Source organism: uncultured Hymenobacter sp., from assembly GCF_964242765.1.
Classification (GTDB): domain Bacteria; phylum Bacteroidota; class Bacteroidia; order Cytophagales; family Hymenobacteraceae; genus Hymenobacter.
In genome coordinates, this window is record NZ_CAXTBM010000025.1 from 1 (window position 1) to 25,699 (window position 25,699).

General features: G+C 57.4%; 16 protein-coding genes. 6 read left to right on the forward strand and 10 right to left on the reverse strand.

The window, feature by feature from the left end; genetic code table 11:
* The first annotated feature begins 230 nt into the window (after positions 1–230).
* Entirely contained in the window at positions 231–1,529 is a 1,299-nt protein-coding gene (locus tag ACFE7X_RS12290) for a flavin monoamine oxidase family protein (RefSeq protein WP_375435968.1), read from the forward strand.
* A 580-nt stretch (positions 1,530–2,109) separates the two neighbouring features.
* On the opposite strand, the gene ACFE7X_RS12295 is transcribed toward ACFE7X_RS12290, so the two are convergent.
* The 4 genes from ACFE7X_RS12295 to ACFE7X_RS12310 all read right to left on the reverse strand — a co-directional run bounded on the left by ACFE7X_RS12295 (position 2,110) and on the right by ACFE7X_RS12310 (position 7,373).
* Positions 2,110–2,817 (reverse strand): PD-(D/E)XK nuclease-like domain-containing protein, encoded by a 708-nt coding sequence (locus tag ACFE7X_RS12295; RefSeq protein WP_375435969.1) that lies wholly within the window; start codon positions 2,815–2,817, stop codon positions 2,110–2,112.
* A gap of 185 nt (positions 2,818–3,002) precedes the next feature.
* Complete coding sequence (locus tag ACFE7X_RS12300; protein WP_375435970.1) at positions 3,003–3,644, reverse strand: cyclase family protein; 642 nt, start codon at positions 3,642–3,644, stop codon at positions 3,003–3,005.
* 184 nt (positions 3,645–3,828) lie between these two features.
* The gene (locus ACFE7X_RS12305; protein ID WP_375435971.1) at positions 3,829–6,474 is read right to left on the reverse strand and encodes a glucosidase; all 2,646 of its coding nucleotides are present in this window, start codon (positions 6,472–6,474) and stop codon (positions 3,829–3,831) included.
* Between the two features lie 80 nt (positions 6,475–6,554).
* Positions 6,555–7,373 (reverse strand): SDR family oxidoreductase, encoded by an 819-nt coding sequence (locus ACFE7X_RS12310; RefSeq protein WP_375435972.1) that lies wholly within the window; start codon positions 7,371–7,373, stop codon positions 6,555–6,557.
* A gap of 198 nt (positions 7,374–7,571) precedes the next feature.
* On the opposite strand from ACFE7X_RS12310, the gene ACFE7X_RS12315 reads away from it, so the two are divergent.
* The 3 genes from ACFE7X_RS12315 to ACFE7X_RS12325 all read left to right on the forward strand — a co-directional run bounded on the left by ACFE7X_RS12315 (position 7,572) and on the right by ACFE7X_RS12325 (position 11,550).
* Entirely contained in the window at positions 7,572–8,909 is a 1,338-nt protein-coding gene (locus ACFE7X_RS12315; RefSeq protein WP_375435973.1) for a rhamnogalacturonan acetylesterase, read from the forward strand.
* A 58-nt stretch (positions 8,910–8,967) separates the two neighbouring features.
* On the forward strand, positions 8,968–10,335 hold the full coding sequence (locus ACFE7X_RS12320; protein ID WP_375435974.1) for a glycoside hydrolase family 105 protein: 1,368 nt from the start codon (positions 8,968–8,970) through the stop codon (positions 10,333–10,335).
* Positions 10,336–10,575: 240 nt separating this feature from the next.
* Positions 10,576–11,550 (forward strand): glycoside hydrolase family 43 protein, encoded by a 975-nt coding sequence (locus tag ACFE7X_RS12325; protein WP_375435975.1) that lies wholly within the window; start codon positions 10,576–10,578, stop codon positions 11,548–11,550.
* A gap of 73 nt (positions 11,551–11,623) precedes the next feature.
* Here the strand turns inward: ACFE7X_RS12325 and ACFE7X_RS12330 are convergent, their stop codons facing one another.
* The 6 genes from ACFE7X_RS12330 to rhaT all read right to left on the reverse strand — a co-directional run bounded on the left by ACFE7X_RS12330 (position 11,624) and on the right by rhaT (position 21,882).
* Positions 11,624–12,457, reverse strand: coding sequence for a rhamnogalacturonan acetylesterase (locus ACFE7X_RS12330; RefSeq protein ID WP_375435976.1), 834 nt, complete (start codon positions 12,455–12,457; stop codon positions 11,624–11,626).
* A 169-nt stretch (positions 12,458–12,626) separates the two neighbouring features.
* Entirely contained in the window at positions 12,627–13,397 is a 771-nt protein-coding gene (locus tag ACFE7X_RS12335; protein WP_375435977.1) for a rhamnogalacturonan acetylesterase, read from the reverse strand.
* A gap of 258 nt (positions 13,398–13,655) precedes the next feature.
* The gene (locus tag ACFE7X_RS12340) at positions 13,656–15,659 is read right to left on the reverse strand and encodes a rhamnogalacturonan lyase (protein WP_375435978.1); all 2,004 of its coding nucleotides are present in this window, start codon (positions 15,657–15,659) and stop codon (positions 13,656–13,658) included.
* 119 nt (positions 15,660–15,778) lie between these two features.
* A complete protein-coding gene (locus ACFE7X_RS12345) occupies positions 15,779–17,317 on the reverse strand; it encodes a RagB/SusD family nutrient uptake outer membrane protein (RefSeq protein WP_375435979.1) in 1,539 nt (512 codons plus the stop codon).
* A 27-nt stretch (positions 17,318–17,344) separates the two neighbouring features.
* Entirely contained in the window at positions 17,345–20,458 is a 3,114-nt protein-coding gene (locus ACFE7X_RS12350; protein WP_375435980.1) for a SusC/RagA family TonB-linked outer membrane protein, read from the reverse strand.
* 311 nt (positions 20,459–20,769) lie between these two features.
* The gene (gene rhaT, locus ACFE7X_RS12355) at positions 20,770–21,882 is read right to left on the reverse strand and encodes an L-rhamnose/proton symporter RhaT (RefSeq protein ID WP_375435981.1); all 1,113 of its coding nucleotides are present in this window, start codon (positions 21,880–21,882) and stop codon (positions 20,770–20,772) included.
* A 223-nt stretch (positions 21,883–22,105) separates the two neighbouring features.
* Here rhaT and ACFE7X_RS12360 point away from each other — a divergent pair, with 223 nt between their 5' ends.
* Complete coding sequence (locus ACFE7X_RS12360; RefSeq protein WP_375435982.1) at positions 22,106–24,214, forward strand: bifunctional aldolase/short-chain dehydrogenase; 2,109 nt, start codon at positions 22,106–22,108, stop codon at positions 24,212–24,214.
* A 500-nt stretch (positions 24,215–24,714) separates the two neighbouring features.
* Positions 24,715–25,699: GntR family transcriptional regulator (locus tag ACFE7X_RS12365; protein WP_375436012.1), on the forward strand; the 985-nt coding region annotated here is incomplete at its 3' end.

Here is a 25,699-nt window from a genome sequence, read left to right on the forward strand (position 1 = left end):
GGTAAAATGCTGTGTCGGTGTTTGAGCTCCAACAAGCCCTGGCGTCAAGCTTCGGTGGCGTCTGTTGGGGCTAAAGCATGGCGGGAGCGGTAGAGGTCGATGCGCAAGGCTTGCTGCGGTCGTTGCAGGGGCTGTTTAACTTTCTAGCAACCAGCGCTAAGGCCTGAATTTTGTGCGCGGCCCCAACCTTTCCATGCTTGGGGCGGTAGCTAGCGCATAAAACAAATTGTATGACGGAAGCAGTGCTTATTATTGGGGCTGGCGCGGCCGGTTTGTATGCTGCCCGTACGCTGGTGCAGGCTGGCCGCCGCGTGATAGTGCTGGAAGCCCGCAACCGCGCCGGTGGCCGGATTCACACCTTCACCGACGCGGGCTTTTCGGCTCCCACAGAGGGTGGAGCCGAATTTATGCACGGGGCCGTACCCCTGACGCGGGGTCTGCTCGATGAGGCCGGTCTGACCAGCTTCCCCACCACCGGCACCACCTACCAGGTAGTCGAAGGCCGCATCCGGGAATCGGAAGATTTCATTCAGGATGTACCGCACCTACTCGAACAACTACACGCCCTGCCCCACGATATGCCCTTAGCCGACTTCCTAACTGACTATTTCGGTGAGGAACAGTACGCACCCATGCGCGAACAAGTCATGCGCTTCGCGGAAGGCTACGACGCCGCCGATGCCCAGCGCGCCAGCTCGTTTGCGTTGCGCGAAGAACTAAGCGGCGGCGGCTTCGACGACTCCCCTCACCCGGAAGGCACCTACGGCAGCCTGATTGCGCGGCTGGTAGCGGACACGGAAGCGGCGGGCGGTACGCTGCACCTAGCTACGGTTGTGCAAGAAATCCGGTGGCAGCCCGGCCAGGTGGAAGTCTACACCACCGACGGGCGCAGCTTTCAAGCCACCCAAATCCTGATTACGGTGCCACTAGGCGTGTGGCAAGCAGCGGCCGATAGTCCTGGCTATATCCGCATCGAGTCGGAGCTGCCAGCTCACCGGGCGGCGGCAGTCAGTTTGGGTTACGGCGCCGTTATTAAGGTATTGCTGGAGTTCAAAGACGCTTTCTGGCAGCATTCCTCGTCAGCAGTAACGCAGCCAATGCCCGATCTGAGCTTTCTGTTTTCGGATGCGCCCTTCCCTACTTGGTGGTCGCAGCTACCCGACCCGCGCCCTCTGCTTACGGGCTGGCTGGCCGGTCCTGCTGCTGCGCGGCTCCGCGCCACCCCCGATGAAACGCTACTTGTGCAGGCCTTGGATTCGCTAGCGGGCCTGCTTGGTACTACGCCCGCTTTTTTGCGTAGCCAGCTCCGAACTCACCGCGTCGTCAATTGGGCCGCCGACCCCTATGCGCTTGGCGCGTATGCGTACACCACGGTGGGCGCCAGCGCACAACGGACCGTGCTGGCTACGCCCGTTGCTAACACCCTTTTCTTTGCCGGGGAAGGAGTCTACGACGGGCCCTACATTGGTACGGTGGAAGCGGCCCTGACCAGCGGCGCCGATGCCGCTCGCCAGCTATTGGATGCTTGACATACTTGCCGCTTAATACCTATTTAAGCATGACGCTTGTCATTCCGACCGGAGGAAGGAATCTGGGTTAACTTGTTGAACGGATTACTCCAAATTCCTCCCTCCGGTCGGAACAACAACCGCCTTATTAAGACAGGCCATTAAGTGGCCCGCAAAAAAACAGGTGGAGAAGCGTACGGCCGCCGAGCCTGCTTCCCCACCTGCGCTGTTTCGGGTGCACTTAACTTGTTTCGACCAAGTTTCGCGCATCCCCCAGCTGTTTTCTTCGGCTGCGTAATTCTTTCCTGAAAGAAGTGAAAGAGCTACCGCAACAGGCACAAAAAAAGCCTTCCAGATGAGTGGAAGGCTTTCAAAGGAAAATCAATTGATGATTTTTATTTTTCCAATGATGCAATAGCCTTCCAAGCCCGAACCGAATTATTGTTCGAGTTATTATTAGAAAGATTATTGCAGAAAAGACGCATTTGGATAATCGTTTTGCTGACGTTTACGCAAGTATAAAAGCCGGGTTAGGCAATTCCAAACAAAATCGCCGATACTTTCTCGGCACCCTTCGGCGACAAGGATGCCGTGGGTGCCGCTACTCGTCGCCGAGCAAAGAGTCCCGCACTTCGCGGATGGCCCCGGCAACGGCGCTTGGCACTAGCGTATCGGGGTGTAGCAGCTTGAGGAGCCGCAGATACTTGCTGCGGCCTTCCGCCAGCATATGCGGCGGCACCTCAATCACAAACAAGCCAAAGGGCTCCACTTTCTGCACGCCCACCAGCAGAAACCGGTCGGCGTTCAGCGCATCGGAGTAGAACGCGGCTTGGCGGTCGTAGTCGTAGCCCGTGCACTGGGAGTAGAAGTGGTCATGGTCGCGGGCCAGGGTGGTTTTGAAATCGACGATGGTGTAGGGTTGGCCGGGTTGGTCGATGATGAGGTCGGCGCGGAGCTTGCAAAGCGTGCCGGTGGTAGGCTCGGTGAAGATGCAGCTTGGCTCGGGCATGCCCGTTTCCAGCAGCTTGCTTAGGTCAGGATCAAGCTTGACACCATCTACCATCCACCAAATCAAACTGTCGTTGATACCTGGCAAGCCGGGCTCGTAGAGGTCGGGCTCTAGCAGCGCCGTGTGGAAGGCCGTGCCTAAGCCCAAGGCTCCCTGCGAACTAGTGGAGCGGGGCGGGCGGCCGTGGAGGGCATCGCGCAGCCGCGAAAGGTCGGAATTGGCAATGGCGGGCAGTGCACGGTAATCGTCGTAGGGGACGCGTAGCAGTTCGGGGCGCGGGGTGGGGATGGGTTCAGTCACGGGGAAGCAACAACGAATGTCCTGAAAAGGCTCCGGGTGGAAAGGGAGGTTCTGATGAGGGATGATAAGGCTTTTTCAGGTAGGAGGGGAAACTAACGCTGGTGCTATACTTTCGGCGTCATTGATAAAGCGTTTACTAGCAGCAACTTGCTCTGTAGCTTTGGATTGGCAGGAATATTCCTGTTTTAAATAGAAGGTGAATTACCGCTTAGCCGGGGCCGGGCAATGACGCGGGCGGGCGCGCCGTCGGCACCGGTGATTTTCAGAGGGAGGCAAACCAGGTCGTAGAGGCCGGGCTCGACGTGTTGCAGTGCCAAGCCCTCAATGATGCTGATACCGGCCTTGAGGAGGATATTGTGCGTATCGGCGGGCCCCACGGACAGGTAATCGACGCCCACGCACACCACGCCTTGCTCGCGCAACCACTCGGCGGCATCCGCACGGACGCGCACAAAATCGGGGTTGAAGGGGGCTTGGGCCCACTCGTGGTCGGAGTTGCGGGTTTTGAAAAGCAGCCGCTCGCCTGGTTGCAAAAGCAAGCCCTCCAATTCTGCACGAGTAATGAAATACGGATCCTGGATGGCAACCACATGCGCCGGCCCGATGAGCGTATTCAAATCCAGCGCGGCCACGTCGGCACCGTCGTCGAGGAAGTGCAGGGCGGCGTCAACGTGGGTGGCGGTGTGCACGCTCAAACTCATCTCTGTTACGTTGGCCGCGTCGCCCCGCTCTATGCTTAAGGTCTTCTTGATGTGGACGGGCGCATTATCGGGCCAGTAGGCCATGCCATCGGAAATAGGGGTGCTGAGGTCGAGCCAGTCAAACATAGTTGGAGCGTGCTGTACTACCAACGAGGCGTTGGTGCATGGAGATGGAAACCGGCGCTTGCGCTTCAGTGAACGACAATAGGAGTTAGAGGTTGTTGGTTACGAAAGAGTGGGGCTACCCGTTCTTATACTACGCAAAGCGGCGCTCCGCGCTACTTGTCCAGCCTTCTCATGGTCAATACTCTTACTCTCCTATCCGGGGTTGCAGCAGCTTGGCAATGAGGCCGGTCCAGCCGGTTTGGTGGCTGGCCCCGAGGCCTTTGCCGTTGTCGCCGTGGAAGTACTCGTGGAACAGCAGGTAGTCGCGGAAGTTGGGGTCTTGTTGGAGCTGTTTGTCGTCGCCGAAGGCCGGACGCTGGCCGGTGCTGTCGCGCAAGAACAGCTTGGTAAGCCGGTTGATAAGTGCCTGCGAAATTTCCAGCAGCGTGCAGTACTGCCCCGAGTTAGTGGGATACTCCACCTTGAAATCGGGGCCGTAATAATGGTAGAAGCGTTGCAACGACTCTACAATCATGAAGTTCATGGGCATCCAAATTGGGCCGCGCCAGTTGCTGTTGCCCCCGAACAAGCCCGTGCTGGACTCACCCGGCTCGTAGTCGACCCGGGAATTGGCGCCATCCAAATGCTCGAACACATAGGGATGCTGCTGATGGTAGCGCGACATCGAGCGCACTCCATAGTCCGACAGAAATTCGGCTTCGTCGAGCATGCGGCGCAACAGCTTTTTCATGCGGTGCCCACGCAAGAGCGACAGCAGGTGTGTTTGTCCTTTGCCGGGCTCCTGCCAGCGTGATACCATCGAGGCCAACTGCGGCCGGTTTTCCAGAAACCAGTTCATCCGACTCACAAATTGCGGCACGCTTTTCAGCGCATCTTCTTCCAGCACTTCCACCGCAAACAGGGGCACCAGTCCCACCATCGACCGGATGCGCAGCGGAATGCGTTGGTTTCCCTCGTCGTTGAGCAGCACATCGTAGTAAAACTCGTCTTGGTCGTCCCACAAATCTAGTTGCAACTCCGCCACGTTGGCCATGGCGTAGGCGATGTACAGGAAGTGCTCGAAAAACTTGCTGGCCAAGTCTTGGTACACCGGGTTGGTTTTGGCCAGTTCCAGCGCGATACGCATCATGTTTAAAGCAAACATGGCCATCCAACTCGTGCCATCGGCCTGCTCGATGTGGCCGCCGGTGGGCAGCGGGGCACTTCTATCAAACACCCCAATATTGTCGAGGCCCAGGAAGCCGCCTTCAAACACGTTGCGGCCGTTCAGGTCTTTGCGGTTCACCCACCACGTGAAGTTGAGTAGCAGCCGGTGAAACATGGTTTGCAGAAAGTCGGTGTCGGCTTTGCCGTTGTGCTTGCGGTCCATCTGGTACACGCGCCAGGTGGCGTAAGCATGCACCGGCGGGTTCACGTCGCTCAGGTTCCACTCGTAGGCGGGCAGCAAACCGTTGGGGTGCATGTACCAGTCGCGGGTAAGCAGGCGGAGTTGGCTTTTGGCAAAATCGGCATCCACCAGCGCCAACGGAATGCAATGGAAGGCCAAGTCCCAGGCAGCATACCAGGGATACTCCCACTTGTCGGGCATCGAGATGATGTCGAAGTTGTTGAGCTGTTCCCAATTCGCGTTGCGGCCCTGGCGGCGCTGTTTTGGCGGCGCGGGTTGCGCGGGGTCGCCATGCAGCCACTGCCACACGTCGTAGTAGTAGAACTGCTTGCTCCAGAGCATGCCAGCCAGTGCTTGGCGCTGCACGTTACGGGCGTCGGCATCGTGCAGGTCGGCTTGCAGATGCTGGTAGAATTCGTCGGCTTCCTGGCGGCGCTGCTTTAAAATTCGGTCGAAATCAGCAAACGGCTCTTTCAGCTCCGGTGATGCCAACCGCAGCCGCAGCACCCGGCTTTGTCCGGCTGGCACGTTGAGCACGTAATGGGCGGCGGCTTTGGTGCCGCGCTGTTCCGGGTTCACGGCTTGCTGCCAACCCTGCACCACGTAGTTGTTGATACCATCTTTGCAGTACGGTTCTTGGTTGGCACAGCCGTGTAGCCGCTCTAGGTTGCTTTCGTTGGCGCAGAAGAGTAGTTCTGGCAGTTCGCCGTCCAGCGGCTCGCAGTGCAGCAGGAGGTCGGGCAGGTTGTCGTGGTGAACCTGCACCTGGCCGGCGTCGGTGGCTCGCAGGTCGGGCTTGTAGCTGTCGTGGCCCCAGCTCCAGGTGTTGCGAAACCAGAGCTGCGGCAGCACGTGCAGCGGCGCCTCCTGCTCGCCGCGGTTGTGCACCGTTATTTGAAGTAGGATGTCCTGGGGGTCGGCCTTGGCATAGTCGAGGAAAATGTCGAAGTAGCGGCTGTTGTGGAACACCTGCGTGTCGCAGAGCTCGAACTCTGGCTTCAGGCGGCCCCGACGGGCGTTTTCCTGCACCAGCCAATCGTACGGAAAGGTGTGCTGCGGATACTTGTAGAGCATCCGCATGTAGGAATGCGTGGGCGTGTTGTCGAGGTAGTAGTACAACTCCTTCACGTCCTCACCGTGGTTGCCTTCGGGGCCGCTGAGGCCGAAGAAACGCTCTTTCAGAATAGGGTCTTGGCCGTTCCAGAACGCCGGAGCGAGGCACAACAGCTGTTTTTGGTCGCAGATACCGCCGATGCCTTCCTCGCCCCAGCGGTAGGCCCGGCTGCGGGCTTGGTCGTGGGTGGTGTAGGTCCAGGGTTGGCCGTCGGCGCTGTAGTCTTCGCGCACGGTTCCCCACTGCCGGTCGCTCAGGTAAGGGCCGAATTGGTGCCAGCGCGCTTTGCCTGCGTGCTCTTCGTGTTGCCGTTCTTGCTCTTTCGTCATGGACCTCACCCCTAGAGTTTATATTCTAAAAAGTAGGGAGTTAAGTGAATTGTTCAGCTGGCAGACCTCACCCCCTTTTATCAGCCGTTATCAGCAAACCCCGGATACAGCGTCATGCCGCCGTCGGCAAACAGCGTAATCCCAGTCACGTAGTCCGACTCATCGGAGGCCAGCCAGACGGCCACGCTGCCGATGTCGGCGGGCTCGCCGATGCGGCCGTAGGGAATGAGGGTGAGCAGGCTTTTCTCTTCTTCGGGCGTGTCGCGGGCCGACTCGTTGATGGGCGTGGCAATGGCGCCGGGGCCGATGCTGTTCACCCGAATTTTGTGGGGAGCCAGTTCCTGCGCCATCGTTTTCATGAGCTGCATGATGCCGCCTTTGCTGGTGGCATAGTTGACGTGGCCGGCCCACGGAATCACCTCGTGCACCGAGCTCATGCAGATAATCTTGCCGGTGGCCTTCGATATTTCCGGCTGCGGACCGCGCTTGACAAACTCGCGGGCGGCTTCGCGGGCGCACAGAAACTGGCCAGTCAGGTTCACGTCGATTACCTTTTGCCACTGCTCCAGCGTCATGTCCAGCAGGGGCGCATCCACCTGAATACCGGAGTTGTTGACGAGGATATGCAGCGTGCCAAACTCCTTGCGGATTCCGTCGAACATGGCTAGCACCTCGTCCTCTTTGCTGACGTCGGCTTTGATGGCAATGGCTTTGCCACCGGCCTTCGTGATTTCGTCTACCACCGCGTCGGCTCCTTCGGGACTGTGGGCATAGTTGACGACGACAGCGGCTCCTTCGGCGGCCATGGCTAGGGCCACGCCGGCTCCAATGCCGGAGCTAGCGCCGGTAACTAAGGCCACTTGGTTTTGCAGACGTTGGGTTGCAGCAGGGGTTGTCATAGCAGTGAGGATTGATTGGAATACCTCAAGACTAGATAAACGCGCTGTAGGTTACATGAAGTTTGCGTTTCCTGCTCAGCGGACGGGCTGCACTTAACTGCTTGCTACCCTGAAATACCCCTCGCCCAAGCATGACAGTACAGGCAGGCGGATAGTAGCACAGATAGTACTTTTAGTAACGTCACCTACCACTCTTCCATGAGACCTACCCTGTTCCTGCCGGCCACTTTCCTTGGTGTGCTTTTTACTTCGGGCGTTGCGGCACAATCGGGCAAGACGAGCTACAAGTTTGACTTGGGGGCGGGCAGCGTGGCGCCCGGCTATCGGCAGGTGCTGCCTTCGGCCACGTATTCCGAGGAGAGAGGCTACGGTTTCGACTTCAACACCACCGTCACGGCTGTGGACCGCAAAGGCAAGGATGCGCTGAAAGGCGACTTCGTGACTAGTGACAAACCCTTCTACTTCTCGGTTGATTTACCGGAAGGCAACTACAACGTAACCGTCACGCTCGGCGACTCGAAGAAGCGAGCTTCCACGATGGTGAAAGCCGAATCGCGCCGTTTGCTGCTGGAAAAGACGGAAACCGCGCCCGGCAAATTCACCACCGAAACCTTCACTGTCAACCTCAAAACCCGCCGCATCAACGACACTCTGACGGTGGGCTTGAAGCCGCGGGAACTAGGCAAGCTGGACTGGGACAACAAATTGACGCTGGAATTCAACGGCGCGGCCACCTGCCTCAACGCCCTGGAAATAACGCCCGTCAACAATGCCGTGACGGTTTTTCTGGCCGGAAACTCCACCGTCGTCAATCAGGATGACGAGCCGTGGGCAGCCTGGGGCCAGATGATTCCGCGCTTCTTCAAGCCGGGCGTAGCCATTGCCAACCACGCCGAATCGGGACTAAGTTTGGGTAGTTTCCTCGGCTCCCGCCGCCTCGACAAGGTGCTGAGCGTGATGAAGCCCGGCGACTACCTGTTCGTGGAGTTTGGCCATAACGACCAGAAGGAAAAAGGCCCTAACGATGGGGCTTACAAGTCGTACACCGAACGGCTGCAACTCTTTGTGCGCGAAGCCAAGAAGAAGGGCGGCATCCCGGTTATCGTGACGTCCACCGCCCGCCGCAACTTCGATGAAGCCACCGGCAAAAACGTGAATAGCCTCGGCGACTACCCCGACGCGGCCCGCAAAGTGGCTCAACAGGAAGGCGTAGCGCTGATTGACCTCAACGCCATGACCACCACGCTCTACGAAGCGCTGGGCGTGCAGGCGTCGATGCAAGCCTTCGTACACTATCCCGCCAACACCTATCCCGGTCAGGATAAGGCCCTCGCCGACAACACCCACTTCAACCCCTACGGCGCCTACGAAATTGCGAAGTGCGTGGTAGAAGGCATCAAAGCCAACAAGCTAGGCCTAGCAAAATACCTGAAAACGGACCTTCCTGCCTTCGACCCCGCGCATCCTGATGCCCTGGATAAACTAGCCTGGGCCGACAGTCCCCGCAATACGGTGATAAAGCCCGACGGGAACTAGCACTCAAACCAAGCCGAACCTAAACAGCACGCGCCACTTCCACCCTGCTTTACTTTCCATGAAAAGAACTTCTTCCCAACACTTGGCAGTAGGTTTATTCGGATTAACGCTTCTGGCTAGCACGCCGCTATTAGCGCAGCAAGCCCCGGCGAAAGCCAACGACACCACCACGCCGCTGCACTTGTTGCAGCCCGATTATCCGGTGCCGTACGGCAAAACCAAGGCCGAGGAAGTGAAGCAGGTGCTGGATCGGGTGTACACCTACCTGAACGCCGCTACGCCCGCCCAACTTGTCGACAAGCAAACCAATGCCGTGGTCAGCACCACTGCCAAGTTCAACCCCAACGCCGTTATCAAGCCTGGCGACTTCCGCCTGACCAGCTACGAATGGGGCGTCACGTACTCGGGCATGCTGCTGGCCGGCGAAGTAACCGGCGACAAGAAATACACCGCCTACACCTTCGACCGGCTGAAGTTTCTGGCGGAGTTGGCGCCCTATTACAAGGATTTCCAAAACGCCAACCCGAAGGCGCCGACGCCCATGCGCGGCTTCATGAACCCGCACGCTCTCGATGACGGTGGGGCCCTGACGGCCGCCATGATCAGAGCGCAACGTGCGGGCTTGTCGGCCGAGCTGCGCCCTTTGATTGACGGCTTCGTCAACTATATCATGACCAAGGAATTCCGGCTGACCGATGGCACCCTGGCACGCAACCGGCCGCAACCGAACACGCTCTGGCTCGACGATATGTACATGGCCATCCCGGTGCTGGCGCAGATGGGCAAACTCACGGGTGAGCGGCGCTACTACGACGAGGTGGTGAAGCAGTACACGCAGTTTTCGCAGCGCATGTTCAACCAGCAAAAGGGCCTCTACATGCACGGCTGGGTGCAGGAAATGAGCGTACACCCTGAGTTCCACTGGGCCCGGGCCAATGGCTGGGCCCTGATGACCACCGTTGATATTCTGGACGTGCTGCCCGAAGACCACCCCGGCCGCCCCGCCATTCTGGCGCAGCTGAAAGCCCACGTCAAAGGTTTGGCGGCCCTGCAAGCCGGTAGTGGCTTCTGGCATCAGCTCCTGGACCGCAACGATTCTTACCTGGAAACCTCGGCCACCGCCATCTACACCTATGCCATTGCCCACGGCATCAACAAGGGTTGGCTTGACACCAAAGCCTACGGCCCGATGGCCCTGCTGGGCTGGAACGCCGTGAGCACCAAAGTCACCAACAAAGGCCAAGTGGAAGGCACCTGTGTGGGCACCGGCATGGGCTTCGACCCGGCCTTCTACTACTACCGCCCCGTGAACGTGTATGCCGCCCACGGCTACGGTCCGGTCGTCCTGGCGGGCGCCGAAATCATCCGCCTGCTGAAAACTCACCCCTCCGAAATCAACGACAGCTCCGTCCAGATAACCAACTAAATAAGAAGCGGATACTCATAAGTTGCCTTCCTGTAGCAGCTGTTCCACGAATGATGTACCGGTTCTGTAGAGACGCGACACTTCGCGTCTCGGCGTTGAACGAGCAAAACTGCACGACAAACAATCTCAGCAACGCCGAGACGCGAAGTGTCGCGTCTCTACAAGGTATACTGGTCAGCAAACCGCTATAAGTTCTAGCTTTATTCCCGCTCCAGTCTTTTCAAAACGCATCTTATTTCAATGCAAACAAGCACTCACAGAGCTGCAATAAGTATCTGCACCGCGCTAGGTGTTTTCGGGCTTGCCTTGGCGGCCTTGCCCGCTTCGGCGCAGCAGCCAGCTAAGAAGGGAGAGCCGCTGGTGTTTTCCTACTTCAAAGGCAACGGCGAAGACGGCCTGCACCTCGCCTACAGCCGCGACGGCTACTCCTGGACTTCCCTGAAAAAAGACAGCACCTTCTTGCGTCCCACCGTGTCGAAAGACAAGCTCATGCGCGACCCCTGCATCATCCGGGGCAAGGACGGCCAGTTTCACATGGTCTGGACCGTAAGCTGGAACGACAAAGGCATCGGCTACGCTAGTTCCAAAGACCTTATCAATTGGAGCGCGCAGCAGTTTGTGCCGGTGATGCAAAAGGAGGCGGAAGCCCGCAACTGCTGGGCCCCGGAAATCACCTACGACGAGGCCACTGGCGCCTACGTCATCTACTGGGCAACTACCATCAAGGGCCGCTTCCCCGAAACCCAAAGCACCGCCGATGCCGCCTACAACCACCGCATCTACTACGTCACGACCAAGGATTTCAAAACCTACTCCGACACCAAACTGCTCTACGAACCCGGCTTCAACGTCATCGACGCCACCATTCAGCGCGACGGCAAGCGCTACGTGATGTTTCTGAAAGATGAAACCCGCGAGCCGGCCCAAAAGAATCTGCGCGTAGCCTTCAGCAACAGTATTACCGGCCCCTATAGCAAAGCCTCGGCTCCTATCACCGGCAAGTACTGGGCAGAAGGACCCACGGCCGTGAAGCTCGGCAACGAGTGGCTGGTGTATTTCGACAAGTACACCGAGCACAAATACGGCGCCGTACAATCCACGGACCTCCAGACCTGGACCGACGTTTCCGACAAGGTTCAGTTCCCTAAAGGCCTCCGCCACGGCACCGTTTTCCCGGTAACGGAGAAAGAACTTACTGTGCTGTTGAAGCAGTAAGGAAAAGCGTTACGAAAACATAAGCCCGTCCTGCTTCGGTAAGCTCAGCAGGACGGGCTTTTTTGGCGGCTTTCTAGCTGGCCTTCACCATATATTTGAGAAGCGGGTTTTTCTTGATGCTCTTCAGCCCATCGGCTACTGATTCGGCGTTTTGCTTGGCGCCGGCCTCAATGGTGTGGGTATGGTCGGTGGCGTTGAAGTACGTGCTCTTCACTTTCTCTTCGCCTTCCTTATCGTATTTGTCGGCAATGATTTTGTTGAGGTCGATGTAGTAGGCACCGCCTTGCTTAGCGGCTTCTGCGGCCCACAGGGCGTAGTCGGCGGAGGCGCGGTTCACTTTGCTGGCGGTCCAGGAGTTGCGCGGAATGGGCGAGCACACGTACACCGTGGCGCCTTTGGCTTTGGCGTCGGCAATGAATTGGCGCAGATACCAGCCGTAGCTGTGCACCACTTCCTGCTGTTTTTTGATGGGGTTGTAGATTTCTTGGCTTTCCTCACCGTTGCTTTTGATGGTGCCGCGTGCCCGAGCGGTATCGGCTAGCGGACCGTTGTCGTTGTGGCCGAACTGCATAATCACGAAGTCGCCGGGCTTGATGTTCACTTGCACTTTGTCCCAGAGGCCGTTGGTGCGGAACGTACGGCTGCTGGTGCCGCCGAGGGCATTGTTGCGCACCGCAAGGCGGGTGGTATCGAAGTGAGCCGGCAGGAAGTTGCCCCATCCCCACAGGCCGCCATCTCCCTTGCCTTTACCGTTCTTCACCGTCGAATCACCAATCAAGAAAAGCGTTGGTCTTTTAGATGCTTGCGGCAAAATGGTGAAAGCGGAAAGCGCAAGTAGCACGAGCAAGAAGCCGTAGGTTAAAACGCCTTTGCCGCGCTGCGTGCTGTTGTTTAGTTGCTGTTGCATGTTTCGTTTGCTATGGCATATAATCTTAAAACTGTCCTGCTTGAAACGCCTACTAAAGCTAGCCAACCAGTAATTTGTCATTCCGACGCAGGAGGAATCTGGCTAAATCCGTTCGACAAGTTTATTCAGATTCCTCCTGCGTCGGAATGACAGTCCTTAGTTGGATAGGCTACTTAACCGAGTGTTTAGCCAAGAACTTACTCAAGGGCAAACTTTTGGTTGCTTTGATGCCATCAACTACCGATTCGGCGTTGAGGCGGGCGCCGTCTTCGTTGGTGTGGGTGTGGTCACCGGGGAAAAACTTCTTCACTTCCTCAGGGCCGAGTTTATCGTATTTGTCGGCGGTAATGCTGTTCAGGTCAATGAAGGGTACTCCTTCCTGCTTGGCTACTTCGGCGGCCCATTTGCCGTAGTCGTTGGTGGCCCGAATCACCTTACCTTCTTTCCACTCGTTGCGCGGAATCATGGAAGCCACCATGGGCGTGGCGCCTTTAGCTTTCGCTTCCTTTATGAATTTGCGCAAGTACCAGCCGTAGGTGTGCACGGTTTCCTGGTGGCCATCAGGCCAAACCAAATCCTTGGTTTCTTCGCCGGTGCCCTTGAGCACACCCCGACGACCGGCTTTGGTGGTATCGGGGGCGCTGCCTTCGTTGTGGCCGAACTGCATGATTAGGAAGTCGCCGGGCTTCAGGGCGGTGTGTACTTTGTCCCAGCGGCCTTCCGAGATGAACGTGCGGGTGCTGCGGCCCGCCATGGCGCTGTTATTGACACTGATTTTGGTGGTGTCGAAATAGCTGGCAAGCTGGCTGCCCCACCCGGCTTGCGGGGTGTTGGTATTGCGCACGGTGGAATCACCAATGAGGTAAAGCGTGGGTTTGGGCAACTTCACAAAAGCGGTTAAAGCGCCGAGCAGCGCCAGCAGGGCTAGGAGGTTCTTCATGGGTGCAGGTGTGGCTTCTTCTGGTTGTTATTTGACAGTAAGCACGTAACAAAAAACAGAGCGTGCTTCTAAGAAGTGATTCAGGCCAGTTGACAACTGGGCGAATGGTGTAGAGACGCGACACTTCGCGTCTCCGCGTTGCCGAGGTTGTTGATCTAGATTTTTCTGAGGCGGACGTTCAACGACGCGACGCGAAGTGTCGCGTCTCTACACTGTTCAAGAGCTATACTATTGGCGTCAAACCGTTCCTGAAACTGGTTACTTGCTAATCTTGGCAGTTTCCGGTTTCATGCCTTCGCCCAGGTAGTAGCTGGTATGCGGGGGCTGGTTGTAGCCGACGTTCTCGCGGGCCACGGCAACGCGGTAGGCCGGGTCCTGCATGAGGGTCACGAAACGGTGCGTAGTTGGAATGGTGGTCGTGAAAATCAGCAGTTCCTCGTTGTTGGCGTTGCGCCAGATTATTTCCTCACGCCAGTCACCAAATAAGTCGGCGCTGATGCAGGGCGTGGCTTTGGTACCGTTGCAGGACATGGCCCCCAAGGGTTTGCCATCCAGCAGCGGGCTGGCAGTGCCGGCCTTGTAGTCCCACTTGGAAACGGTGGTGCCATCGAGCAATTCGCGCAGTAAGTCGCCGTCCCACCAAATGCCGAAGTTGACGGCGCGGGGCGCCGGACCTATTTTCTCGCCTTTGCTGGAAAGCAGGCCCAACTCTGAGTTGCTGGCCCATATTTCAGCCCCTAAGTGGCGCGGGTCGATGTCGGCGGCCATACCCCGGCCCACATCCTGACCGGGCACGCCCGAGAACAGCACTTTGCCGGTGGTGGCGTCGTATAGGGCCGCACCCGGACCGTTTTCGTAGCCGGGTACTTTCTCCTCGTTTTCGTGCACGCCCCACGCCTCCAAGTCGGGCGTGGTGGGGTCGAAGTTGCTGACGTGCAGCGCGTCGCCGTGGCGCAAGCCGGTGCTGAACAGTCCCTTGCCGTTGTCGTCGACTACCATCGAGCCGTACACGATTTCGTCTTTCCCATCGAAGTCGACGTCGTTAACGCTCAAGCCATGGTTGCCCATGCCCGAGAACGGGTTTTTAGCGTCCTGCGAGTCGAATACCCAGCGGGAGGTGAGCTTGCCGTCGCGCCAGTCCCAGGCGGCCAGCACCGAGCGGCCATAGTAGCCTCGGCACATGATGGCGCTGGCGTGCACGCCGTCCAGGTACGCTACAGCGGCCAGCATGCGGTCGGCGCGGTTGCCGTGGCTGTCGTTGCCGCCGTTGCCCCCGATGCCGCCCCAGCCGCCTAGGTCGCCGCGGCCAGGGGCGTAGGGCGCCGTGGCCATAGCCGCCCCGTTCAGGCCGTTGAACACGGTGAAGTACTCGGGCCCGGCCAGCACCCGGCCGTACTTGCTGTCGCGTGGGCTGGCTATGGCGGCGGCATCAGTGGGCACTGTGAGGGTGCGGTAGTCTTTGTTGGCGTCGCCGATGAGAGTGCCTTTGCCGTCGATGGTGCCATCGGCGGTTTTGCAGGCTAGCTCGGCTTTGCCGTCGCCATCAAAATCATACACCAGGAACTGCGTGTAGTGGGCACCCGCCCGAATATTCTTGCCCAGGTTGATGCGCCACAGCTGCGTGCCATCCAGCTTGTAGGCATCGAGCAGTACCGGGCCCGTAATGCCCGCCGAACCATTGTCGCGGGCGTTGGAGGGCTCCCACTTCAGCACAATTTCGTACTGCCCGTCGCCATCCAAATCAGCTACGGAGGCGTCGTTGGCGGTGTAGGTGTATTCACTGATTTCGGGGCCGCTGCTTACGCTGCCGCCAGCGGGGCGCTTGAGCGGCACCCGCATAAAGTTTTGCGCCCACACCGCGGCCTGCTCCGGCAAAGCGTCTTGGGGGCTACGGGCGCCTGCTTTGCCAGCAACGAGCTGCACGGAATACGTGTAAGCTTGCCCGGCATCAGCGGTTTTATCGACCCAGTTGGTGCTGGCAGTTATGGGTTGGCTGGTGAGTTTTACGGCTTTGCCACCTTTCGTTTGGCGAAAGACCTGGAAGCCGGCACCTACCGGGTCCGAGGCCAGTAGCCGCCAGCTCACAAACACACCGCCTCCCTCCTGTTTCACGGCTACCACGCCCCGGCCCAGCCGCTCCATTTGGCGCTGCGTAGCAGCGGGTTCAGGCTTGGTTTTCGGGCTAGGCTTGGGTGAGAAACCAGCGGCCAGCAAGCTACCAATCAGCAGCAGGTAGCTGGCCTTGTTGGAAGTGTAGTTCATGGATGAGTGTAGTAAACACAGAGAATAGCGGCGGCGCGCATCATTCGTTGGCCCTCCAAGGCGCACAAAAAGCAACGAGCAGCTTGCTAAAGGCTGCCCGTTGAAAGTAGACCCGACTATTAGTTGTAACCAGGGTTTTGTTCCCAGAAGCCAGGGTTGAGACGCAGTTCCAAGATCGGAATGGGGAATAGCAAATCGTGTTCGTCGAGTTGCCGGAAGTTAGCGCCGCCAGTAGGAGTAGTGCCGGTGGTACTACGCTTAAAGGCCGTCATCACCGGAATAGCATTGCCAGTGCGCACCAAGTCGTGCCAGCGCTGGCCTTCCGCTATAAACTCGTAGCGGCGCTCTTTCAGCACGGCGGCCCGGAAGGCGTCTTTCGTTGCAACCTCGGGCGAGGCGGCCGTGAAGGCCGACAAGCCGGAGCGGGTCCGAATCTGGTTGATGAGGGTGAGGGCCAGGGCCGGTGGTGCTCCACCAGATTCCTCGCCTAACACTTCGGCGTACATCAGCACCACGTCTTCGAAGCGGATGATAGGGAAGTTGTTGGGGTAGTCGGTCCGGTTTTGCACCCCCGTGACACCCTTCTCCAGAAACTTAGTGATCTGCGGCCGCCCGGCAACGATGGCATTAGTGGTTGGATTGCGGATAACCGAGTCAATCGTTGCGGCCTTGCGCTTGTCAATCTTGGGCCAGTTGGCGCCGAACAAGGCGGGAGGCAGCGTAAAGTCGGCCGCAAATCCAGTGAACGGCGACCAAAACGTGGGGAACACCTGGCCCTGCTGCCACGGAATAGGGTTACCCAGGCCGGTGCCGCCAGAAATGTACTGTAGCTCGAATACGGCGTACCGGTTGTCGTTGGCCGCTTTAAACAAGTCGGTGAAGTTCGGGGCTACCGAGAAAGTGTTGGCCCCGGCAGCGGCGTACACTTCCATAAGTTGCTGCTTGGCTAGCGGCAGGGCGCTGGTTTGGCGCAGCGGGTAGCCGTACATGGTGAGGTACACCTTGCCTAGCAGGGCTTTGGCGGCCCACTTGGTGGCGCGGCCTTTGTCGGCAACTGGGTAGGCGGCGGGCAGGGTTTCGGCAGCGAAGGTTAGGTCATCAACGATAAGCTTATACACGTCGGTGATGGGAGAGCGAGGTACAACTTTCGACTCTTCAATACCCACTGATTTGTTGACGATGGGCACCGCGCCCCAGTAGCGTACCAAATCAAAGTAAGCCAACGCGCGCAGAAACCGGGCTTCGGCCTTGAACTGCTCGACGCGGGCAAAAGTGAAAGGCTGAATTCGCTCTTGCAGAATATTGGCCCGGTACACGATTTCGTATAAATCAGTCCAGGTAGCTTGAAGCTGAGGGGTTTGCGAAGTCGCGTTGAAATTGCTCACGTCGCTGTAATCCCGCTGCACGGTTGCAACGTCGGCAGCCACGTTGTCGGAGCGGAATTCAGCTAGAAACCAGTACGAATTCTCGGGCAGCGACAGGCAGCCGTTGTAGATGGCCATCACGCCCTGGTTCACCTGGTTTTCGTCTTTGTAGAACTCATCCACCGTGTTGTTGGCCACGGGCGGGATGTAGAGAATATCTTCCTTGCAGGACGTAGCCAGCAGCCCGGATATAGTCAGGACCGCAGCGTAGGTGACGTATTTAATTGCTTTCATCGGAGTATCAATTGAGATGGGACCGTACTACAAAGACAGGTTGAAGCCGACCGTGTAGGTGCGGGCCTGTGGGTAGCTGCCGTTGTCGAAGCCGCCGGTCTGCAACGCCTCGGGCGAGAAGCCACCGGTGTAGTTGTGCCAGATGTAGGCGTTTTCCAGGGCCAGGTAGATACGGGCACCAGAGTAGAGCCGATTCTTAGGCAAGGTGTAGCCCAGGGTCACGTTCTTGATGCGGAGGTAGTCGGAGCTGTAGAGCCAGCGCGAATCGAGCAGGGAACTGTTCTGGGCCGTGATGCTCGGCGTTTTGCCGTCGCCAGGTTCGGCTTCTGATTTCCAGCGGTTGTTCCAACTTGAAGCGTGGTTGTAGAGGTAGCCCATGCCGGGCCGGTCGATGGAGCGGCCGATGAGCGAGTACAACTCGCCGCCCTGCTGGGCATTTACCAGCACGCTCAGATCGAAATTCCGGTAGCGGAAGTTGTTGGTAACGCCAAACGTGAACTTAGGTATCGGGTTACCCATGATGGTGCGGTCATCAACCGTGATTTGACCGTCGCCGTTCACGTCGCGGTACTTGATATCCCCCACGCGGGTGTTGGCTAGTTTCGCCTCAGTATCCACCTCGGCTTGGGTCTGGTACACGCCGATGGCATCGTAGAGCAAGTAGGAGTTGATGGGCAAGCCCACTTGCAGGATGCTCACGAAGCCGCCGGGGCTGCTGCCAGTGGGCACGGGCGTGTTGTCGTAGTCCAGCCGTTCCACGCGGTTCTTGTTGTAGGAAACGTTGAAGCTCGTGCCCCACTCGAAGGCACCCACCAAGTTGCGCGAGTTCAGGCCGAGTTCCACGCCTTGGTTGTACACTTCGCCGATGTTGACGAAGGTACGGGTGAAGCCGGTGAGCGACGAGAGTGGCACCGTGTAGAGCATGTCGGTGGTGTTCTTTGTGTAGTAGTCGGCCGTTACTTGCAGCCGGTTTTGCAGCACGCTGAAGTCGAGGCCGTAGTTGAAGCTGGCCGTTTGCTCCCAGCCCAGGTCCTCGTTCTGGAAACCGCTCGGGGCGTACCCGTTTACACTCGAACCATTCAGCGGGTAATTGCTCACGCCCAGGGTGGCGAACTGCGAGTTGTTGGGAATGCGGTTGTTGCCCGTCACGCCCCAGCTGGCCCGCGCCTTCAGGTCGCTGATGAAGGTAACCCCCTGCATGAAATCCTCGCTCGATACCCGCCAGCCCAACGAAACGGCTGGGAAGTAACCAAACGGCCGGTTGGAGCCAAACTTAGAAGAACCATCGCGCCGCAAGCTGGCCGAGAGCAGGTACTTCTCCTTGTAATCGTACTGTGCGCGGGCGAAGTACGATAGCAGGGCTTCTTTACCGGCGCTGATGTTGTTGCGGTTGGTTGTGGAATTGGCCCGGTCAAACAGGTAGGTTAGGTCGTTGGGCAGCTGGCCGTTTTCCTGCTGCGAAGCATCAACCCGAGTGCGCTCCACCGAGTAGCCCACAATGGCGTTCAGGTTGTGGTCGCCAAACTTGCGGGTGTAATTCAGCACGCTTTGAAAGAGGTAGCGCGTGTTGAACGTCTGATAGTAACGCGACGTACTCAATGAGCCTTCGGCCGCCCCGAACCATTCGCGGCTGGCATTGGTCGGGGTGAATATTTGATCCTGGAAGTAGCCGTTGTCCATGGCCCCCAGCAACTGTAGTTGCAGCCCTTTGTAAAGGTCGAGGTTCAGACCCATGTTGGCATTGAGGCGGGTACGGGTACCGTTGGCCTCGGTGCGCTCCATTACGGCCACGGGGCTGATGTAGCGGCCCGACCACGCATACGTGACGAATGGGTCGGCGCCCACGTAGATGCCGGCTTCTTTGGGAGCAACGGGCGGCATTTGGGCGGCGTTCAGCGCTTGCCCGCCAGTGCCGTCCACGCGGCCCAGGCTGCTCCATTCCATGCTCGGGGCCAGCGTCATGAACAGCTTGATGCCTTTGCGAATTTGCGCGTCGAAATTGGCCCGTAGCGTAGCCCGCTGCAAATTGCTACCGATGATGATGCCCTTCTGGTCCAGAAACGAGCCGTTCACGTTGTAGTTCACGTTGTCGGTGCCGCCCGACACGCCCACCGTGTACTGCTGCATAATTGCCTTGCGGAAAATAGCATCCTGCCAGTTGATGTAGGCTAGGCTGTCCTGGCCATATTCCCACTTAGGGTCGTAGGTGTACCGAATCACGTTCGTCGTACTCGGGGCCGTGCCGTTCACGGTCAGGCGCTGAAGGCGCGTAGCCCGCGAGTCCTCCGCCCGGTTGATGGGGTTTTGCGCCAACCAGTCCAAGTCAATACCTTCCTTACGCATCTGAATCCACTCTTCCGCCGACTGCACATCGAGCCGGCTCTCCGCTATTTGAACACCCGTGAAACCCGAGAACTGCAATTTGGCAGCGCCTTTCTTGCCACGCTTGGTGGTCACTAATACCACCCCGTTGTTACCGCGCGAACCATAGATAGCGGCCGAAGCGGCATCTTTCAACACGTCAATGGTAGCCACGTCGGTGGGGTTGATGCCGCGCAGGTTGTCGACCGGCACTCCGTCTACCACATATAGAGGGTCGGAAGAGGCGTTAATGGAAGCCGCGCCCCGCACCCGAATCTGCAAATCGGCGCCGGGCTCCCCCGTAGTAGTTTGCACATACACGCCCGGCATCTGCCCTACCAGGGCATTCTCGATGCGGTTGACTGGCCGCTCCTCGATTTCCTTCGCCGTAATACCCGTAACGGCGCCCGTCACGTTGCCAGCCTTCTGCGTGCCATAGCCCACTACCACCACCTCATCGAGGGCTTTCGTATCAGCCGAGAGAGCAGCATTAACGGTGGTTTTGCCGTCGATTGGCACTTCTTTCGTGATGTAGCCAACAAAAGAAAACACCAGCGTACCCGTGCTGCTAGGCGCGCTCAGAGTGAAACTGCCATCGGCGTTCGTGCCCGTCCCAACGGTCGTGCCTTTGACTACCACTGTCACGCCAGGCAACGGTTCGTTTTTATCGGCAGTAGTTACTTTGCCAGAAATCGATTGCGCTTGCGCAAACAAAGACTGGGCGAAGAGGAGTAACGCCAGTAAAGGCAACATCCTAGCTAAGTGATATAGCTTTCTCATACGGTTTATAGGTGAGGTTGAGGCAGATGGCTTGCCGAATTGTGAAATATCCATGAAGATATTACCAGCCTTTTTGTACCCCTTCCCGTACCTACCTGTTCGTCAGGGTTATTTAGCTTCTCCGATAGATACAAAAAGAGCCCAGTTTAATACTGGGCTCTTTTTGTATCTATTCACAATTTGCTGGTGCTTTGCACGTGCAGCTTAGCGCTACTAATAAACTTTCAGGTCAGAGCTTGCCCTCCGCAGCATGCTCCTACCCGCTTAAATTACAATAAGCGGAATTGACAAAGTAGCTACCTAGCAACTACTTATTGTGCCTGCTGCGTTTCTGTGGCAACTTGCGTCACTGGTTTCTTTTCAGCTTGTACGGCAGTTTCCTCGTTACCTGAACCAAGGTAGTTGCCGTAGCCTACTATCACTGTGGATAGTACCACCGTCAGAATACCAACGGTTACAGTGCGCATAGTAGCGCGGTTGGCGCCACGCCACTCGTGCAGGTATAGGCCCCACATCGAACTGAAAGCAATAATGAAAGCCATGTGCAGAGTCCAGCCCGAGAAGCGGTAAACGCCTAGTCTGGTGTCGCCCATGCCGTAGAAGAAGAATTGGAAGTACCACAAAGTACCTGCCAGGGCGCAAAATAGAATGTTGCGCAGCGCTGGGAACGAAGGGTTGACGTAGTCGGTGTACGTGCGGTTTTTGAGGTTGAGATACAAGCACCACACCGCGTTGGTGGTAAGGCCACCAAGCAAAATCACCACCAGGATGGCGTTGTTTTTATAAAGCGGGTCGGCGCCCTGCTGCACCGCCAGATCGGCAATTTTCTGGCCGGCTTCCAGCCCAAAGGCAAAACAGGCACTCATGACTCCCGAAAAGACGGCTACTAAGAGCCCTTTCCGCAGATCGTACTCGGCAATCGATTCTGCTTTTGCCTCGGCCGACAAGGACTTTTCCTTCATAATACCGGCCCGGCTGCAAATCAAAATGCCTACTAGGCACACAAACAAACCAAACAGCGTCACCTGCCCCGAAGCAGTACTCATTAGCTGCGACATGGTACCGCCCCAGATAGGTGGTACCAGCGTACCAACCAAGGCGCAAAGCCCCATAATAACGGCCATCCCCAGCGAGAGCCCTAGATAGCGCATGCCTAGCCCGAAGGTTAAGCCTCCAAAGCCCCAGAGCACGCCCCAGAAGTACACCCAAAACAGCGTGGTGTTATCCGTTTGGCGCAGCACTTCCGTCAGGTTAGGGATGGTTAGAAAGCCTAGCAACCACGGCACCAGCAGCCACGATACGATGCCGCCTACCAGCCAGTAACTCTCCCAAGACCACCCTTTTACCTTCTTATAGGGCAAGTAGAAACTGCCGGATGCAAAGCCGCCTAATGCGTGAAAAATAACTCCCCAAATGACTGCCATAGTGTGAGATTTTTACCAAATCTGCTTTATATACTGCCACAAACAGTCCTGTGCTCTCCTGAGCAGCCTGGAAAGTTTCTTTCCAGTGCAAGCAAAGTACCAGTTTTAATAAATAATTTACCGGTGAACAGGAGAGTGCAGGAGTTTCGCCGTAAGCCGATCCACGTACTTTGATGAAAAGCATACTCTTATTGTTTTCTGGCAACTTCACAGAAGCATCACTATGGAAAAAACGCTAACCTTTCAGCACGTCAGCTATTTGTGGGACGAGGCGAAGGCGCTGGAGTTGAGCGGCGATGAAGTCGCCCTGTTCCTGTACCGCTCCAACCTGCTCGGCGCCGATCTGCGCCTGACCAACTACGCCGGGGGCAATACCTCCTGTAAAATCCAGGAAACCAACCCCGTCACGGGCGAAGCCGCCGAAGTGATGTGGGTGAAAGGCTCGGGTGGCGACATCGGTACTTTAACGAAGGCAGGCTGCGCCAACCTCTACGTCGAAAAGCTGCACCAGCTCAAGAACCGTTACCGCGGCCTGCAACACGAAGACGAGATGGTGGGCTTGTTCGAGTACTGCCTCTTCGACCCCAAGTGCGCCACCCCTTCTATTGATACGCCGCTGCACGGCCTGCTGCCCTTCAAGCACATCGACCACCTCCACCCCGATGCCCTCATCGCCATTGCCGCCAGCAAAGACGGCGAGCAAATCATGCACGAGATTTGGGGTGATACCATGGGCTGGTTGCCCTGGCAGAAGCCGGGCTTCGACTTGGGCTTGCAACTGGAGAAGATCGTGGCCGACAACCCGCACTTGCGCGGCGTCATTCTCGGTGGCCACGGCCTCTTCACCTGGGGCGAGACTTCTTATTCGTGCTACCTCAACACCTTGGAAGTAATCGAGCAGGCGGCCGCTTACCTGGAAGCCAATTACGGCAAAAAAGGGCCTGTGTTCGGCGGCGTGAAACGTGAGCAGACTTTGGACGCCACCCAGCGCCGCCAGCAGGCCGCTGCCGTGATGCCTGTATTGCGCGGCTTGGCTAGCAGCCAGCGCCGCATGCTCGGCCACTACACCGACGACGCCCGCGTGCTTGAGTTCGTGAATTCCAACGATCTGCCCCGTCTGGCACAGAAAGGCACCTCCTGTCCCGACCACTTCCTGCGCACCAAGATTCGTCCGCTCGTGCTCGACGCTGACGTGATGCAGGGTGACGCCGCCAGCGTTAAAACGTATCTGGAGGGCCAGTTTGCGGCTTACCGCCAGGACTACGCCGCGTACTACGAGCGCAGCAAGCACGCCAACTCACCGGCCATGCGCGATGCCAACCCAGTTATTATTCTGTGGCCCGGCGTGGGCATGTTCGCCTTCGCTAAAGACAAGCAGACGGCCCGCGTGGCCGCCGAATTCTACACCAACGCCATCAATGTAATGAAGGGCGCCGAGGCCGTGAGCGAGTACACGGGTTTGGCCGAGCAAGAAGCCTTTAACATCGAGTACTGGCTGTTAGAAGAAGCCAAGCTCCAGCGCATGGCCCCGCCTAAAGCGCTGTCCGGCAAAATAGCCTACGTAACGGGCGGCACCGGCGGCATCGGCAAAGCCATCTGCGAGGAACTGCTCAAGTTCGGCGCCTGCGTGGTAGCCGTAGACCGGGACCGGCTGGAAGAAACGCAAGACGAGCTGCGCAAGAAATATGGCAAGGACAGCGCCCTGAGCGCAGCCATCAACGTGACCGATGCCGACAGCATCGCCGAGTCGCTGCGCCAGAGTGTGCTGCAATTCGGTGGTGTCGATATCATCGTCAACTGCGCCGGTTTGTCAATCTCTAAGCCCTTAGCTGACACCACGCAAGCGGATTGGGACATCCTCAACGACGTGCTGGTAAAAGGCCAGTTCCTGGTTAGTCAGGCCGCGGTTACCATCCTACGCCAGCAAGCGTTGGGCGGCGACATCGTCAATATCGCCAGCAAGAACGGGCTGGTAGCGGGCCCCAACAACGTGGCCTACGGCACAGCCAAGGCGGCCCAGCTGCACATGAGCCGCTTGCTAGCCGCCGAGCTCGGCGCCGACAAAATCCGCGTCAACACCGTCAATCCGGATGCCGTGCTGCGCGGCTCCAAGATCTGGGAAGGCGAGTGGGCCGCGGGCCGGGCCAAGGCCTACGGCATCTCGGTGGAAGAACTGCCCGCCCACTACGCCAAGCGCACCTTGCTAGGCGAAGAGCTGCTGGCCGAGGACATTGCCAAAGCCGTGCGCGTGTTCGTGGATGGCTCGTTGAGCAAGAGCACTGGCAACGTGCTCAACGTGGATGGCGGCGTGGCCATGGCCTTTGTGCGTTAAGCATTGCTTGGCTTCGTAAGCCGCTAGTTTTGAGTGCCTTTGGCTAACTTAACCAGAGGCTGCTGAATCTAGCTATTGAATTACTACCAATTAGAAGACCTGATGGACTGATTGTAAAATCGGTTCGTCAGGTCTTCTTTTTTTAAGGGAAAGGAAGCTGAAGGTGCTCTTATCGAAAGTTCTGGCAACGTTCCCGATGATTTTTACCAGGGAAAATTGTCTTTCAAGCTGCTAAAGCAAGCTTTTTTCAGTATTTTCAACCACTTGGAGTTTCTCCGCCTTTCATTTGCTGCGTAAAGATGCTGTAAGATCGGGGCACAACCGATGAATCAGAATCTTGATTATACAATCGATTGCATCACAGTCGGTAATGGATTAGCTTTTGACCCTGCGTGCCCCGCTCTATAAATTCCCACCTGTTTTCTTCCTCCACCATGATCTACAAATCTGCCTCCCGCGACCGAAACCCGAGTATCGGTTTGGCCGAACCTCGCGAGTTGATGGTTGCCCCTGATTTCTATAAACTTCAATTAAAGCCCCAAGATAAAACGCCGAAGTACAAGCAGATCGTACAGTCCGTGATTACCGACATCGAGCGGGGGCTGCTTAAGAATGGCGACCAACTTCCTTCCATCAGTGAGCTAAGCGTTGAGTACTACATTGCCCGCGACACCGTAGAAAAAGCCTACCGCGAATTGCGCGAGCGGGGCTTCATTACGTCGGTGCAGGGCAAGGGCTACTACGTGCAGGCCAACGACACCAGCAAACTCAAAATTCTGCTCGTATTCAATAAACTGAGTTCTTATAAGAAGATTATCTACTATGCCTTCCTCGAAGCCCTGGGCGAAGAGGCCACGGTGGACCTCCAGATTCACCACTACAACGTGCATTTGTTCGAAGAAATCATTGAAAAGAGCCTGGGCAAATACAATTACTACGTGGTGATGCCGCACTTCACCCTGGACACTGAAAAAGCCACGTATCAGAACATTCTAAACAGGATTCCCTCGCAGGAATTGGTGCTGCTCGACAAGGATATTCCGGAGCTGAAGCACGATTGCCTGCGGGTGTTCCAGGACTTCGATAAGGACATTTTTGGGGCGCTGGAAAACGCGGCCGATCTGCTGGAAAAGTACTCGCGGCTAGTGCTGATTCTGCCGAGCGACGCCAACCATCCCGAAGAGCTACCGTGGGGTTTCCGCTCGTTCTGTTTGCTACACAACAAGACGTTTGCGGTGGTTGAAAACGCCATGAACGAAGTACTGCAAGTGGGTACGGCTTACGTCGTTATCCGCGAAACAGACCTTGTGGAACTGGTTAAGAAAATGCGACAAACCAGCTACCTGCTCGGCCGCGAAGTAGGCATCATTTCGTTCAACGAAACCCCGCTAAAGGAGCTACTCAACATGACGGTTATCACCACCGACTTCGAGGCCATGGGCCGCACCACCGCTACTCTCCTGCTCGACAAGCAGCGCGTGAAAG